The organism is Rhodococcus sp. NPDC057297 (assembly GCF_042667435.1).
Lineage (GTDB): Bacteria > Actinomycetota > Actinomycetes > Mycobacteriales > Mycobacteriaceae > Rhodococcoides.
The window spans coordinates 44,584-59,453 of sequence record NZ_JBHUZE010000012.1; the positions used below are offsets into that span (position 1 = coordinate 44,584).

Here is a 14,870-nt window from a genome sequence, read left to right on the forward strand (position 1 = left end):
AAACCACCGTTTACGCCTAACGCCCAACTTACGCCGGGGTGATGCAACTCACAATTCAGTTGCGTTGCGACAGCTGACTATTCGCGCCTGCGCTTCTTGCCGTTGCTCATCTTCGGCGTGATCGCCCGGTTGCGTTCGTTCGTGCGGATGCGCCGGGGCGGTTCGTCTTCGGGGTGGGCTTCCGCGAGCGACACGATGGGTGGGTAGTTCGCGTCGACCCGAGAACCGCCCAGATCGCCTGTAACTCGTTGACTGGCTTTGTTGGGGCCGGTGCCGCTGCCGCTACCCGTTGAGTTGCTGCCGTTTAGCCCAGCTGTGTCTAAATCGGGTTGTGGCACCTGCGCATTGGCCCGTGGCGCAGTACTGCCGTTACCCGCGCCGTCGAGCAAGGCGAGCGGGCCGTCGTCAGGGTCGAACCCAATCACTTCAGCGTCGATCACGGTCGGCACTTCGTCGGCGGTACCGCGCAGTGCGCGGCTCTCAGCGCGGCTGCCGCCACCCATAGCGGCGTCGAACACTTCTTTCCATGCGGGCGTCGGCCCGACCTCCACCTCCACGGCGGTCTTCGCGGTGATGCCCGTGCGATCCAGAACGTCGCGGATCGCGCTGAGGCGCAACGGCAGTGGGGTCTCCTCGTCGCTGGCGATGCCGAGCAGTTGCTTGGCCATGCGGTCGGCTGCGTTTTCCAGACGCAGTCGCGCCTTGGCTCGAACCGCCGGGGCATTGCCTCCATGGCTGGCACAGAGCGGTGGCTGCGTTCCCTTTATCGCTGTCTTGCGGCAGGGTTCGCCGTTGGTGCGCCGCTTGCTGCAGATGGTTGACGGATCGGGTCTGCGGCCGTCTCCCCACACCACCTCCCTAGGACCCTGCCTCGATAGGTCACCGGCCCCCGAGCCGTCGAGCGGACTACCGCCGTTCGTTGTCATAACTTCGCTCCCTGCGCGATGTGCGAGTTCGTTGCTACTACCCGAGCGATCGCTTCGATCAGCGCGTCGGTGTTCTTCACGAGCCAGTCGTCGAACGCGAGCTGCACACCTGTCTCCACGGCTCCCGGTGCGGTGACCTCATGGTCGTGCAGCCACCAGTCCCACGCCTGCGTGACGCCCCTCGTCGTTGCTTCGAGCTTTTGCTTGTCGTTCACTGATCCACTCCTTCGTTTGACACTTCTAAGGGTTTTGACCCGGCCGGACATTTCGTAATTTCTCCACCGCGCCAGGGGCACCGCCACCCGGCCGCACCGGCCAGGCCGCCCCGTAGGGGGGGCGGGCTGTGGCCTGGTGCGTGGCCTGGTGCTGGCCACCCGGCTGGCCGGGTGCCCGGCCTGGTGGTGGCCGGGTGGGCCGGGTCATGGCTTCATCACCACTTCCACCGCCTCGACAGCCTCGTCATCGCCCACAGCGTCCACACTCGACGGCACAACGGTCGTCCGCAGCCGAAACTTGGTGCCGGACTTCCGGTCACCATGGACGTAGTCGGCGGTGTCTGCGCCTAGGTAGCTGTCGGACTGAGGATCGGCCGTCTGCCGGTAGGCCGTCACCACCGAGTGCTCGTGCGTCTTACGAGGGCCTTCCTCTCGGCGGGCGTAGCTCTCGTCCACCAGAAGATCGATCGCTTTACGCCACAGCGCGCGCTTCGGCTCTTTGTTGGCCGCTTTGCGTTCGGCCATCATGGCATCGACAGTTTTCGTGGTCGAACGTTGGGCGCGGTCTTCGGTCGTCTCCCAGTACCGGCTGACCCGCTCCATGAACCACGTAGGACGGAACGCAGACCCATCCCTAGCCCCAGATCCGTCGCTCTCGACCACATCTACTGTGCGGCCCGCGTTTACCGGTGGGCTCAGCGTCCAGATCGGTGACGTGGGATCAGTGCTGTCTAGGTGGAAATCGGCCACGCGCTGCGTGCGGTCGTTCTTGCGCCAGCTTCCTCCCAGACCACGAACATGACCGGGGCGGTCCTTGCCAACGCGGACACTGGCAAAGCCCGCCATTCCCACCGCGAACGGTTTCTCCATCTCGACGACGAACGCGGCCCCGTCCAACCCGGCTAGCTTGTGCTGCCCACCCAGAGCGAAGCGTCCTCGCCCTTCGGTGTCGCGGCTGACGTGATCCACGCAGGCCACGGCTGCACCGGTACGCCGAGCGATCTGCCGGGGTACTTCTCGCTGCCACGCAGCGACGTCGTCGTTGTTTGTTACCGAGTACCCGAACGTACCCATGCTGTCGGTGACGCCGTCCACGACCGCCAGCGCGAACGCCCGACACAACGTCTGCTGAAAGGCATCCCGCGCAGCAACAGCCCCGAAAGATTCTTCCGGCCGCACGTATACGAACCGGTCGACATCGGTCAGTACTTCTTTGGCGACGCCCAATAGCAATAGCCGTCCCACAACGCCGTCCACGTCGTCCTCGAAGTCGACGTAAAGCACTGATCCATCGGCTTGAAGTACCTGTGCCGCAGCGCATTGCACGAGCCACGACTTGCCGGACTCGCTCTCTCCATGCACGGAGTGAACCTTTCCTGCGTAGAACAGATGGGCACCGTCGTCTCGGCGCAACACCACCGGCGGCGGCGGACCACCACCGCTGAGCGCGGCGGCAACGTCGACCGGCTCCCACGACGATCGAGGGGGTTCGAGATCAGTAACTTCGCCGGCGTCGTTGAGCAATCCGAGTTCACGCAGATGCGCACGGTCACGACCAGGAAACGGCGTTGACGGATGCCACAGACCACCCGGTTGCAGCGCCGCCCAAGCCTCGACACCGGCGGTACCGTCGCCCGCAACAATCTGCGCAGCGTCGGCTTCGGCAACATCGAACTCGCGGTGCGCGCCAGCCGGGCCACCACGCGCCTCCGACACCGCGCGGACGTACTCTTCCCGGAGAATCCGCAGTGCCGTCGGCACTCCAGGAGCGCCGCACGCACCCTGGCGAATCAGCAAGATCACGAACTTGTTGAGGGCGTCGTACCGGCCACCATCCTGACGGAACGCCGCGAGGCATCTGTTGAACAAGAGGGACGTCTCTCCGGTCAACTCACCGTCCCGCAACTGTTCGACAACCGCTTTGGCCTGAGCCCGGCTCCCGAGCGCGTGCCCGTATGTCGCATCACGGCGCAAGCCGTCGACCCAGGCCGGGGGAAGCGTGGGCAGCAGTTCGGGGCGCGGAAGCGCGTCGCACCGTTTTCCGTCTGGTCCCAAGATCACGTAACGACGACCGGTGTGATGCACGCTCGGCGGCATCGCGCCGACGCGATGATGACGTTGAACGATCTCGACACCTGCACCCAAAACGCCCCGAGACTCCCACCCCTGTTCGACAACCTGTTCCGGGAGTCGATACCAACGGATGCCGGAGCCGTCCGTCCGAGCGGTCGTAACCCACGTCGGCGGTAGAACGCCCCAGCGTTGTTCGGCGTCGATGAGGGTATGCCGTCCAGATTTTCCGCCGTAGAAGTCCGCGTCGATGCCGATCACACCGCGCGGCGCTCGAGATGCGATGTTCAAACCGAGTCCACTGCGCGCCCACCTGCGTACTGCGTGCCGGAGTTCGTCGACGTTTTCGATATCGATACCGTTGCGTCCGGTCACTCCTCCGAGCAAGGGTTGCTTACCAGTATCACCGCCGATCGGAACCGGGTGCCAGCCCCGCTCGCGCAGATCTATGGCCGCATTCATGAAGCTATCGACACCAAGCCGATTGCGTTGCTGCGGGTTTGAGCTGGTGTTGCGCCGCTTCGGTGCGGTAGCATGTGCCATGTCTGAGGCCCTCCTGGCCTGCCGAGGGTGAGAGCTCGGCGATGAATTCACGGTTCCAGTTCCGGTGACCTGACAGCAGAAACAGTCAGGTCACCGGAGGTGTTTATCGGTTCTTATCGGGTGGATAGTTGGCCGCGCGGTCCCAGCCGTCGTTGACGACATAATCGAGTCGTCCCCCGTCCTCGCCGGTTCCGCGTTCCCAGCCGCCTGGAGTGACGTCTTTTGCTAAATCCCATGCGCACGAATCGCAGATCGGGAATACGCGGGTGACCTTCCCCGAAGAGACCAACAAGCCCCGGTCAGCCGTACGGGAGCAGTAAGACCGAGCCAGTTTGTCTGCGCTGCGAGTCCACCGACCGGTCCAGTAGCATCGAGATGCGAACCGTTCCATCGCTGCGCGAGCGACCCGTTCCGTGCTGTAGTCGAACATCACCGGCAGCGCCACCAACGACGGCGTGACTCCTCCGTCGGCGGTCATACTCCACGGCAGGTTGGGCTTGAACATCGGCACGTTGGGGTCGTGCAGGTGTACTTCCTTCACGCCGTACGGTTCACGCACAGAAATCGCTGCGCCACTGCGAAACTGGTCGACTGGGTTGCCGCCACGGATGTCGACGAGCACACCCGTGTCGGGATGGCCACCGGTGTCTCCGCAGTTGCAGTCCTGAGCCTCGCATCCGTAGTTCGTGGGAGAAGCGGGCCGGTTCGTCGCATTACTTCGCGCATAGGTGAACCCGTTCGCTTCCAGCCACCGCACGTCTGGACGCGTCCGCGCCTCGCCACGAATCTGATCAATCGCCGTAGCGATATCCGGATGCGCATGGGCACTCGGTGAGAAGTCCTGCTGTGCCTCGCCGTTGAACAAAGGGAGCCTGTCGTGCTGCATCCCCGCTGCGATGCGGTCACCTACCGCCTCAGGGGTGCGGAAGTTTGCCATGGCCCGGTCCACGAACTCGTCAGGCGACTCACCGCTATTCATGCGCTGGCACCGCCGTCGCCGTCGCTTGTGGTCCACCATCGGACGGCTTCCCTACGCGTGAATAGGTTGCGGCCAGACTTACGAACACCGACAAGTTCGCCGTTGGCGATAGCCCGACGGATTGCGCGCGGAGTGATAAAGGGTGCCTGAAGCTCGTCGCGAAAGTATTCGGCCAGAGCGCGTTCGGTCAGGTCAGGGCGATCGAGAGGATCAATGGGGGTCGGATGCGCCGAAGGTGCGGGCGTTCGAGTAGCTGTACTCATGGTGTGCCTCCTCAGGAGATGAGGGGCGTGCCACAGAAACGAGAAAAACCGACCTGCAGACACACCCCGAACGGGTCGGTTTTCGATGTGTCCACTAGTCGGCATACATGTCGCGTAGGTGTCTGTACGGGGAGCCGAAGCTCGACCCGCCATTAGCTCGTACGGTCTTTACATATCCCTGGCCGTCCAGTCCGACTGTGTCGGCCTTCGGAACCAGTGGTTGCACTGTGCAGTTGTGGGCGTGCTGGCACCAGTATGCACACCGCGTACATGTTGCGCAAGCCTCACCTGTGAAGTGCGTTCCAGGTGCCCAGAACACCCTGAGGTACACTAATTGTGCAGCAACGACAGGTTTGTAACTTGTTCTGCTGCAACGTCTCTAAGGCCCGAGGTCGAACCTCCATCGCAGTCGCGAGGGAGCCAATCATTCGCCTCGACCCATACGGAGACCTAAAATGACCACCACGCATCCCCAAACCATCCGCCCTGGCTTCGGAGTGCCGGACCTCCCGACCACCGGCCCCGACCGCTCGGCTTTCTTGCGTCCGCTGTGCGGCGCAGAACGCGGATACAACACGCTCGGCGGAGCCCTCGTCACGAAAACCGCCGACGGCATTCCACTTTCTCGAATCTGGGAAGAACAGCAAGCAACAGTCGCGCTCTTCAACGAGCAACGGAGCCGGATCGCCAGCTTGCTCTCGTTCCCGACGACAGTCAGCGCCGAGCCCGTCGCTCAGACGCTGGAGTCCGAATCATTCGAGCGCGCTAGTGAATTCGGCGAGCCAACCGGCATTGCCACAGCGGCTAAACCACTCCTGGTCGGATTCGACCTGGACGATTGGGACCGATCCACGAGGTTTACATGGAAGGCGCTCAGGGCGTACACATCGCAGCAAGTGCAGGGAATCTTCAACCTTGCGCTCGCTGCCGACAACAAGCTCGTCAATGGAACAATACTGGACCGGCTCTTCGACCCGCGCGAACGCGTCAACGATGAGGGGAACAGAGTCTTCGGATTGTGGAATGGCGCCGATGGATTAGGTCCACTTCCCTACTTAGGCAGGGCATTTCCGACCACGACAAACCACTATCTAGCGTCGGGTGCGCCCGTCATCGACAGCGGCGACATCGAAGACCTGATTGACATGGTCTCGGTGAAGGGCTACCGCACCGGCAACGGCACGCAGTTGCTCATTCTCGCCAACCCAGCCGAAAGCCGTCGGATCCAGGGATTTCAACGGGACATTCCGTCGCGCGCACCGTTCGGGTCGGAGACTACAGGCCCGCTGCCTCTGCACTCGTTCATTCCGAGCGCGACGGCTCCCGCATACCTGACGGACCAGACCGTGATCGGTCAGGTTGCGCCGGGTGAGTATGGCGGGTTGCCCGTGCTGGGTTCGTACGGCCCTGCGTGGCTCATCGAATCCGAGTTCATCCCGGCCGGGTACGTCACCGTTGTAGCCACCGGCGGGCCAGGCTCGTCGCAGAATCCGATCGGTCTGAGGGAGTTCCCAGCGCCTGAATATCGTGGCCTCCGTCAGATTCCGGGGCGTGACACCCGGTATCCGCTGGTCGAGAGTTATTTTGCACGCTCATTTGGTACGGGGGTACGGTATCGCTCTGCGGCAGCATGCCTCCAGGTGACTACCGGCAGCACGTACACGCCGCCAGTTATCCCGAAGTGACCCAATGTCACCCGGCAAAGAAGGTCTCAACTATGGCCAGCGGGAGGACAGAGGAGCGTCCGAATTCGGCTACGGAAGCGGGTTGACGCCGCCGGGGTTGGAAGGCGCACCTCCCAGGCTCGGTGGCCGCTACAGGGCGAAGCCGCCCCGTCCACCGACCGACCCCGCGCTGGTGCAGTTGCAGCGTGAACTCGACGGCGAGGACGACTGATGGCGCGGCAAAGAAATTTGAAACGAGATAGTCGGGGTCGGTTCTCTCGGGTTGCCGGAGTAAAAGTCGCCACCAAGACGGCGACGCGTGCTGTGGGTCGTAAGGCCACCGCCAAGGTCCGGCAGTCCTACGTACGCGGCTCTGCCTTCCGGCATCTAGACGTGGGGCCGTCGGGAAATTTCAAGTCCGCGACGGTCGGTGCTGAACTACGGACACCGACCGGGCGCGGTGGGCTGGTTCGCGGGACGATCGGGTATCGCGGCCGCGACGACCGTCGGCTAGACGTTTCTCCGGTGTTGTCGAAACAAGCGAAAACGCTAACCGTTACCGTGCGCCCGAATTCGGCACGCAAGTCCGCGCCGTCTGCCAAGGCATCCGCAGGCAGCAAGACGCGGTCGGCACCAAACAAGTCGACCGGTGCGGGAACCCGTCTACGGCGTTGACGGCCTCCGAGTTGGGCACCTGTAGCAACACGGGTGCTCAAGTCCGACCCTGAGGCAGCAGGGCCACTCGAAACCGCATCTCAGTGCCAGCCGCCACCACGCCCACACCCCGGAGGTTGGGCCTCGGCCTCCGGTAGACGGACCGTTCGGGGTCTGTCCGCTTCTGCCCTCGGTGACCATGTGCCCGGTACCACCGAGGGCAGAAGTGTCTGCCGGTTCAGCCGGTCTTGGACGTGCGTTCGAACCGATCAAACGGTACCCCAACGGTACCTCCGCTTGACGTGAACACGACCCGTTTACGGTTCAACCACAGAGCGCGTACGGTGCGCGCACGCAACCGTCATACAGCCTCATCTACCTGCAGAAACGAATCGAGGCTGGCCATTGCTGGCCAGCCTCGATGATGGAGCGAGCGACGGGATTCGAACCCGTGTAAACGGCTTTGCAGGCCGGTGCCTAGCCACTCAGCCACACCCGCATCGAGGACAAGATTGCCCCAGTGAACCCGATGTGACCATCGTTCTGCTCAGCGTGATTTCAAAGACACGGCAGACGACGGCGCCCAGGCCGGATGCCATGGGAGGATGGAGGGCATGTCTGCTTCGTCGCCGCTTCCACTCGATCCCATTGCAGAGGCCCACCGTCAGTGGACCAAGCATGGATGGGGCGACGTCGCCGACGGGATGGCCGCGGTCACGTCGTTGATGCGTGCGCAGCAGATCATGCTCGCGCGGGTCGAGGAAGTGCTGAAGCCGACTGGTTTGACGTTCTCGCGCTACGAGTTGCTGACGTTGCTGACCTTCACCAAGACCGGTGCGATCCCGATGGCAAAAGCAAGTGCGCGCCTGCAGGTCCACCCGACGAGTGTCACCAATGCGGTGGATCGGTTGGAGACCGCCGGGTACGTGCGCCGGACGCCGCATCCGAGCGACCGACGCACCACCCTCGTCGAAATCACCGACAGCGGCCGCGAACTGGCAGTCGATGCCACCGAGAAGCTCAATGCGCAGGTGTTCGGCAAGCCCGGTCTGGCGAAGGACCGGTTGACGTCGCTGGTGCGAATCCTGGCCGAACTGAGGCGCACCGCTGGCGATTTCGAGAACGACGGGGCCGCTGCGGCCTGGTGAATCGCGCTCGCTCACCCGTTTCATGATCAAATGGTCACTGGGGGGTGGCGGGGGCCGCTCCCAGGTTGGAGCAAAGCAGTGTTGGTTGTGGGTGTAGGCGCGGGTGCACACGGTGCGCGCGCAATCCTGACGTATCTCGACAGTCCTCATCGCGCGCCGGTGGCGTCGCGCACCGTGCGTCGTCGACGAGGTCAGTCGTTGGTCTCCACGATCTCCGACGGGGTGTCCGCCCTGCACACCATCGCCGCCAAATTGTCTCTACCGGTGCAGCATTCGGCCATCGCGTACCGTTTGGCCGAGGAAGCCGACGCCATCAGCGCCCACCGTGATCCGCGCTACGCCCAACTCGTCCACGAAACCGCAGCGCAGCTGCGTTACCTTCGGTTCACCGGAACCGTTCCCGCGCACGGCTCGACAGTACTGTGCGATCTGGGGAGTACCGGTATGACGGTGTCCGTGCTCGACCTCGCCGCGGGCCACACCGTCGCCGCGCGTCGAACAGAGACGTTCTGTGGTGACGACCTGGACCACCTCGTTCGCCGACATCTCGCCGACCATGGGGTCCGGACGGACATCGACTCGTCCCGCGCACTCAAGGAGCGGCTCAGTGACGGCGGTGTGGTGAGCGCGCGCGATCGCGACGGCGCGGGCCACCACGTACTGACGCGAGGGGACTTCGACGACATCATCGCCGGTCCGGTGCGTTACGCGACGATGGTGGTGGAACAGACGATCGAACTGTCCGGCACCAAACCTGCGTCGATCGTCCTGCTCGGTGGGGGCGCCAACGTCACGTCGATCGGCGCGGCCTTCGAGAAACGCCTGCGTCTGCGCACGGTGGTGCCGCAGCGCCCCGAGCTGGTTTCAGCCCGGGGAGCCGCATTGCTGTCCACGATCAATGGTGCAACCGATCAGCAGTTCAGCGATTGACGAACTTGGCCGGACGCTTCTCCACGAACGCGGCCATGCCTTCCTTCTGATCCTCGGTCGCGAACGTCGAATGGAACAGGCGACGCTCGAACCTGACTCCCTCGGCGAGCGAGGACTCGAACGACCGATTCACGGCGTCCTTCGCCATCATCGCGACAGGAAGCGACATCTCCGCGATCGTGGTCGCGGTGGCGATGGCGTCCTCGAGCAGGTCGGCTACTGGGACGATGCGTGAGACAAGGCCGGCTCGCTCGGCTTCCTCGACCTTCATGTTACGCCCGGTCAGCACCATCTCCATCGCCTTGGCTTTGCCGACCGCGCGGGTAAGACGCTGCGAACCACCGATTCCGGGAATGACACCGAGCTTGATCTCGGGTTGACCGAACACCGCGGTGTCGGAGGCGATCAGGACGTCGCACATCATCGCGAGTTCGCACCCACCGCCGAGCGCATAGCCGGATACCGCCGCCACGATCGGTGTTCTGGCCGCGGCCAGACGATCCCATGCCGTGAAGAAGTCGTCGAGGTACACGTCCATGTAGGACTTCGGCTGCATCTCCTTGATGTCCGCTCCGGCAGCGAACGCCTTCTCCGAACCGGTGATGAGGATGGCGCCGATGTTCTCGTCACGATCGAGTTCCTCGACGACCGAGACGACCTCGTGCATCAGCTGAGAATTGAGCGCGTTCAATGCCTTCGGCCGATTCAGAGTGACAATGCCGACCCGTCCACGACGCTCGAGCAGAATGGTTTCGAAGTCAGTCACTGCGCTGCTCCTGTCGAACGCTCACGAATGTCGTTGATGATGCCGGAGAAGTCGACATCGGTACCGCCGCCGGACGTCTCCTTGAACTTCGCGTAGATCTCGGCGGCCTGCAACCCCAGAACTCCCTCGACACCGTTGTCGCGCAACGCATTGGCAGCGAGACCGAGGTCTTTGTCCATCAGAGCAGCGGCGAAGCCCGGCTTGTAGTCGTTGTTCGCCGGCGAAGTGGGGACCGGGCCCGGAACCGGGCAGTTGGTGGTGAGCGCCCAGCACTGACCGGACGCCGTCGACGCAACGTCGAACAGAGCCTGATTGCTGAGTCCGAGCTTCTCCCCCAGCACGAACGCCTCGCTGATCGCGATCATGGACACGCCGAGGATCATGTTGTTGCAGATCTTGGCGGCCTGACCGTTACCGGCCTGCCCGCAGTGCACGACCTTGCGGCCCATCACATCGAGAACCGCTGCTGCCGAGGCGAAGTCCTCCTCCGAGCCACCGACCATGAACGTCAACGTCCCCGCAGCCGCCCCGCCGACTCCGCCGGACACCGGCGCGTCGAGACCGCGATGGCCCGCGTCGTCGATCAGCTTGTGCGCGGCGTGGGCGTCGGCGACATCGATCGTGGAACTGTCGATGAACAACGTGCCCGCCGCCGCCGCCGGCAGCAGATCCTTGTACAGATCGAGGACAAGCCGCCCGTTCGGAAGCATCGTCACGACGATGCCCGCATCCTTCACTGCTGCCACCGCAGAGTCGACGACGGTCACCCCGTCGGACTCGGCCTGCGCCAACGCTGCCGGGACCAGATCGAAACCCTGCACCGTGTACCCGGCCTTGACCAGATTGGCCGCCATCGGGCCGCCCATGTGGCCGAGACCGATGAAGCCGATCGTCTTCTCACTCATGCGTTCTTCTCCAGTCCCATCGGTCGTTTCTGCAGGCTCCACTCCAACCCCAGTTCCCTGTCACCCAACGATGCGAAGTACCGATCGACGTCGGCGTCGGTCACGTCTGCGAGCGTCGCAGGCGACCACTTCGGGTTTCTGTCCTTCTCCACGACCTGCGCACGGATGCCCTCGACGAGATCGTGTGATTCGAGGCTCGCGAGCGAGACTCGATACTCCTCGTTCAACACCTCCTCGAGCGACGACGCCGTGGCCGCGTGCCGCAGCGAGCGCAGGGTCACCTTCAGCGAGACAGGCGATTTCGATTCGATGTCGGCCGCAGCTTTCTCTGCGTCGGGTACGCCGCTGCCGCGCAGTCCGTCCACGATGGCCTGGACACTGGCTCCTGCGTAGTACCTGTCGATCCACTCACGCGATGCATCGAGAGTCGACGCAGGTGCTTCTTCGGTGAACTCGTCCAGAGCGTCGGACAATTCACCGGATTCGAGAATGTCGAAGAACTTCTCGAGATTCGCCGACGGCATGTAGTGGTCCGCGAATCCGGCTGCGATCGCGTCGCCTGCATCCATGCGCGCCGTCGTCAGGCCCAGGTGGGTGCCGAGTTCTCCTGGCGTCCGCGCGAGAAGGTACGTGCCGCCGACGTCGGGGACGAACCCGATCCCGACTTCCGGCATCGCGATCTTCGATCGCTCGGTGACGATTCGGACGTTGCCGTGAGCGGACAACCCGACGCCACCGCCCATGACCACACCGTCCATGATGGCGACGTACGGCTTCGGGAATCGGGCGATCGCCGCGTTGAGAATGTATTCGTCGCGCCAGAAGTCCTTCGAACCGCTGCCGCCCTCTTTCGCATCGTGGTAGATCGAGACGATGTCGCCGCCCGCGCACAGGCCACGTTCACCGGCTCCCACGAGCAGTACGAGGTCGACGTCGTCGGCGGTAGCCCACTGTTCGAGCTTCGGCGCAATCTGCTGCACCATGGCGTGATTGAGCGCGTTGATGGCCTTGGGGCGGTTCAGCGTGATCCGGCCGACCCCACCGCGGACGTCGAACAGGACTTCTGGTTCGGATCCGGTCACTGCCTCGGTCATGCTGCTCCCACTATCGAGCGAGCCACCACGACTCGCATGATCTCGTTGGTTCCTTCGAGGATCTGGTGCACACGAAGATCGCGGACGATCTTCTCGACTCCGTACTCCGCGAGATAACCGTAGCCACCGAGAAGTTGGAGTGCATCGTTGGCAACCTGGAATCCGGTGTCGGTGGCGAATCTCTTCGCCATCGCGCACAGTTCCACCTTGTCCGGCGCGTTCTGCTGCAGCGCATCGGCGGCGCGCCACAGCATGGTGCGTGCAGCTTCGAGTTCGGTCTTCATGTCGGCCAGACGAAACTGAAGAGCTTGGGCGTCGAGCAAACGAGCTCCGAACGCCTTTCGCTCCAACAGATATGCGACGGCCTTGTCCAACGCGGACTGAGCGCCACCGATCGAACACGCCGCGATGTTGAGCCGACCACCGTTGAGTCCGTTCATCGCGATGCGGAAACCGTCGCCCTCGTTACCGAGGACATTGGCGGCCGGGACGCGAACGTCCTCGAAGATGACCTGGCGTGTGGGCTGGGCGTTCCACCCCATCTTCTTCTCGTTGGCCCCGAAGGACAGGCCGGGCGAATCCTTGGGCACGATGATCGCGGAGATCCCCTTGGGGCCCGTACTCCCCGTCCGGACCATCACGACGTACACGTCCGACGTACCCGCACCGGAGATGAACTGCTTGACGCCGTTCAGCACATACTCGTCTCCGTCGCGAACAGCCCTGGTACTCAAGGCCGCCGCGTCGGACCCCGCACCGGGCTCGGTCAGGCAGTAACTACCCAGCTGGTCCATCGAGCACAATCCCGGCACCCACTGGCGACGCTGGTCGTCGTTGCCGTAGGTGTCGATCATCCACGTCACCATGTTGTGGATGGAGATGTAGGCCGCGATCGACGGGTCACCCGTCGCGAGCTGCTCGAATATGCGCACGGAATCGAGCCGCGTCAAGCCGGACCCACCGACGTCCTCACCGATGTAGATGCCGCCCATTCCCAGACCGGCCGCCTTGCGCAGCACATCCACCGGAAAGTGCTTGTTCTGGTCCCACTCGACTGCATCGGGAGCGAGGAACTCGTCGGCGAAATCCCGTGCGGTTTCGTTGATCGCCTTTTCGTCTTCGGTCAGTGTGAACATGCGTCAGTCCATGTTGGGGATGACGAAGTGGTTGGCTGCTTGCTCCTTGGTGCCCGACGGCCACCGCTGTGTGACGGTCTTGGTCTTGGTGTAGAAGCGCACCGAATCCGGTCCGTGCTGGTTGAGATCGCCGAAGCCGGAGCGCTTCCAGCCGCCGAACGTGTGGTACGCGATCGGCACCGGAATCGGGACGTTGACGCCGACCATGCCGACCTGCACGCGCGAGCAGAAGTCGCGAGCAGTGTCGCCGTCGCGAGTGAAGATGGACACGCCGTTGCCGTATTCGTGCTCGGTCGGTAGACGCAGTGCGTCCTCGTAGTCCTTGGCGCGCACCACGATCAGGACCGGTCCGAAGATCTCTTCCTTGTAGATGCGCATGTCCGTGGTGACCTTGTCGAACAACGTTGCGCCCGCGAAGAACCCGTTCTCGTGGCCCTCGAGCACGAAGTCCCGGCCGTCGACGACGAGCTCGGCTCCTTCGTCGATACCGATCTGGGTGTAGTCGTTGACCCGCTTCAGCGCGTCGCTTCCGACGAGCGGCCCGAAGTCCGCGTTCTCGTCGTCGGAGCGGCCGATCTTCAGCGTCGCGACGCGTTCCTTCAGCTTGGCGACGAGCGCATCAGCAGTCTCCTCACCGACAGGAACGGCGACCGAGATGGCCATGCAGCGCTCGCCCGCGGAGCCGTAGGCAGCACCGAGGAGGGCGTCGGCGACCTGATCGAGATCGGCGTCGGGCATGACGAGAGCATGGTTCTTGGCGCCACCGAAACACTGGGCGCGCTTGCCGTTCCTGGCGGCTTCCTCGTAGATGTACTGCGCGATCGGAGTCGACCCGACGAAGCCGATGGCCTTGACGCGATCGTCGTTCAGCAGCACGTCGACGGCATTCTTGCCGCCGTTGACGACGTTGAAGATGCCCGGCGGCAAACCGGCTTCGAGGAACAGCTCGGCCAGCTTGAGCGGTACCGACGGGTCACGCTCGGACGGCTTGAGGATGAACGCGTTGCCGCACGCAATGGCCGGGCCTGCCTTCCACAGCGGGATCATCGCCGGGAAGTTGAACGGGGTGATACCGGCGACGACGCCGAGCGGCTGCCGCATCGAGTAGACGTCGATTCCGCCGCCCGCGCCTTCGGTGTACTCACCCTTGAGCAGGTGCGGGATGCCGACGGCGAACTCGACGACCTCGAGGCCGCGCTGGATGTCGCCCTTGGCGTCGGCGATGGTCTTGCCGTGCTCGCTCGACAGCAAGCGAGCGAGCTCGTCCATGTCGCGGTTGATGAGCTGCAGGAACTTCATCAGCACACGGGCGCGGCGCTGCGGGTTCCACGTCGCCCACTCGCGCTGGGCCTGCTCGGCGTCGGAGATGGCCGCCTCGACCTCGGCGTCACTGGCCAGCGGAACGAGCGCCTGAACCTCGCCGGTATTGGGGTCGAACACGTCGCCGAAATTCCCCGACTCTCCGGGAACGTGCTTGCCGCCGATGAAATGCGTGAGTTCGCGAGCCATGGAATCCGTCCTAACAGGTACGAGAATGAAGTGTGCTCATCCTATAGTCGGACTTCCACGTATGTCCA

General features: G+C 63.6%; 13 protein-coding genes and 1 tRNA gene. 4 read left to right on the plus strand and 10 right to left on the minus strand.

The window, feature by feature from the left end:
* Window positions 1–77 precede the first annotated feature (77 nt).
* From ACFULT_RS25545 to ACFULT_RS25560, 4 genes are all read right to left on the minus strand, one after another.
* Window positions 78–668 (minus strand): hypothetical protein, encoded by a 591-nt coding sequence (locus tag ACFULT_RS25545; protein WP_378482882.1) that lies wholly within the window; start codon window positions 666–668, stop codon window positions 78–80.
* A 254-nt stretch (window positions 669–922) separates the two neighbouring features.
* A complete protein-coding gene (locus ACFULT_RS25550; protein WP_378482883.1) occupies window positions 923–1,141 on the minus strand; it encodes a hypothetical protein in 219 nt (72 codons plus the stop codon).
* Between the two features lie 204 nt (window positions 1,142–1,345).
* Window positions 1,346–3,673, minus strand: coding sequence for a bifunctional DNA primase/polymerase (locus ACFULT_RS25555; RefSeq protein ID WP_378482884.1), 2,328 nt, complete (start codon window positions 3,671–3,673; stop codon window positions 1,346–1,348).
* A 184-nt stretch (window positions 3,674–3,857) separates the two neighbouring features.
* Window positions 3,858–4,691, minus strand: a complete 834-nt coding sequence (locus ACFULT_RS25560; RefSeq protein ID WP_378482885.1) for a hypothetical protein — start codon at window positions 4,689–4,691, stop codon at window positions 3,858–3,860.
* Between the two features lie 760 nt (window positions 4,692–5,451).
* Here ACFULT_RS25560 and ACFULT_RS25565 point away from each other — a divergent pair.
* On the plus strand, window positions 5,452–6,681 hold the full coding sequence (locus tag ACFULT_RS25565; RefSeq protein ID WP_378482886.1) for a hypothetical protein: 1,230 nt from the start codon (window positions 5,452–5,454) through the stop codon (window positions 6,679–6,681).
* Between the two features lie 4 nt (window positions 6,682–6,685).
* The gene (locus tag ACFULT_RS25570) at window positions 6,686–6,892 is read left to right on the plus strand and encodes a hypothetical protein (protein ID WP_378482887.1); all 207 of its coding nucleotides are present in this window, start codon (window positions 6,686–6,688) and stop codon (window positions 6,890–6,892) included.
* 847 nt (window positions 6,893–7,739) lie between these two features.
* Here ACFULT_RS25570 and ACFULT_RS25575 read toward each other — a convergent pair.
* A tRNA-Cys gene (locus tag ACFULT_RS25575) sits at window positions 7,740–7,813 on the minus strand.
* A 115-nt stretch (window positions 7,814–7,928) separates the two neighbouring features.
* Here ACFULT_RS25575 and ACFULT_RS25580 point away from each other — a divergent pair.
* Together ACFULT_RS25580 and ACFULT_RS25585 are read left to right on the plus strand one after the other, a co-directional pair.
* Complete coding sequence (locus ACFULT_RS25580) at window positions 7,929–8,462, plus strand: MarR family winged helix-turn-helix transcriptional regulator (RefSeq protein WP_378482888.1); 534 nt, start codon at window positions 7,929–7,931, stop codon at window positions 8,460–8,462.
* A 78-nt stretch (window positions 8,463–8,540) separates the two neighbouring features.
* Window positions 8,541–9,392: a hypothetical protein gene (locus ACFULT_RS25585; protein WP_241483600.1), complete on the plus strand. Its 852-nt coding sequence runs from the start codon at window positions 8,541–8,543 to the stop codon at window positions 9,390–9,392.
* Here the strand turns inward: ACFULT_RS25585 and ACFULT_RS25590 are convergent.
* The 5 genes from ACFULT_RS25590 to ACFULT_RS25610 are packed head-to-tail and all read right to left on the minus strand — an operon-like array spanning window position 9,382 to window position 14,802.
* Window positions 9,382–10,158: an enoyl-CoA hydratase gene (locus ACFULT_RS25590; RefSeq protein WP_037104649.1), complete on the minus strand. Its 777-nt coding sequence runs from the start codon at window positions 10,156–10,158 to the stop codon at window positions 9,382–9,384. The genes ACFULT_RS25585 and ACFULT_RS25590 overlap by 11 nt on opposite strands.
* The gene (gene mmsB, locus ACFULT_RS25595; protein WP_378482889.1) at window positions 10,155–11,063 is read right to left on the minus strand and encodes a 3-hydroxyisobutyrate dehydrogenase; all 909 of its coding nucleotides are present in this window, start codon (window positions 11,061–11,063) and stop codon (window positions 10,155–10,157) included. Before mmsB ends, ACFULT_RS25590 begins: the two co-directional genes overlap by 4 nt.
* Window positions 11,060–12,157 (minus strand): enoyl-CoA hydratase/isomerase family protein, encoded by a 1,098-nt coding sequence (locus tag ACFULT_RS25600; protein WP_378482890.1) that lies wholly within the window; start codon window positions 12,155–12,157, stop codon window positions 11,060–11,062. The genes mmsB and ACFULT_RS25600 overlap by 4 nt, the downstream gene beginning before the upstream one ends.
* Window positions 12,154–13,293, minus strand: a complete 1,140-nt coding sequence (locus ACFULT_RS25605) for an isobutyryl-CoA dehydrogenase (protein WP_094720994.1) — start codon at window positions 13,291–13,293, stop codon at window positions 12,154–12,156. The genes ACFULT_RS25600 and ACFULT_RS25605 overlap by 4 nt, the downstream gene beginning before the upstream one ends.
* Window positions 13,294–13,296: 3 nt before the next feature.
* On the minus strand, window positions 13,297–14,802 hold the full coding sequence (locus ACFULT_RS25610) for a CoA-acylating methylmalonate-semialdehyde dehydrogenase (RefSeq protein ID WP_378482891.1): 1,506 nt from the start codon (window positions 14,800–14,802) through the stop codon (window positions 13,297–13,299).
* Window positions 14,803–14,870: the final 68 nt, after the last annotated feature.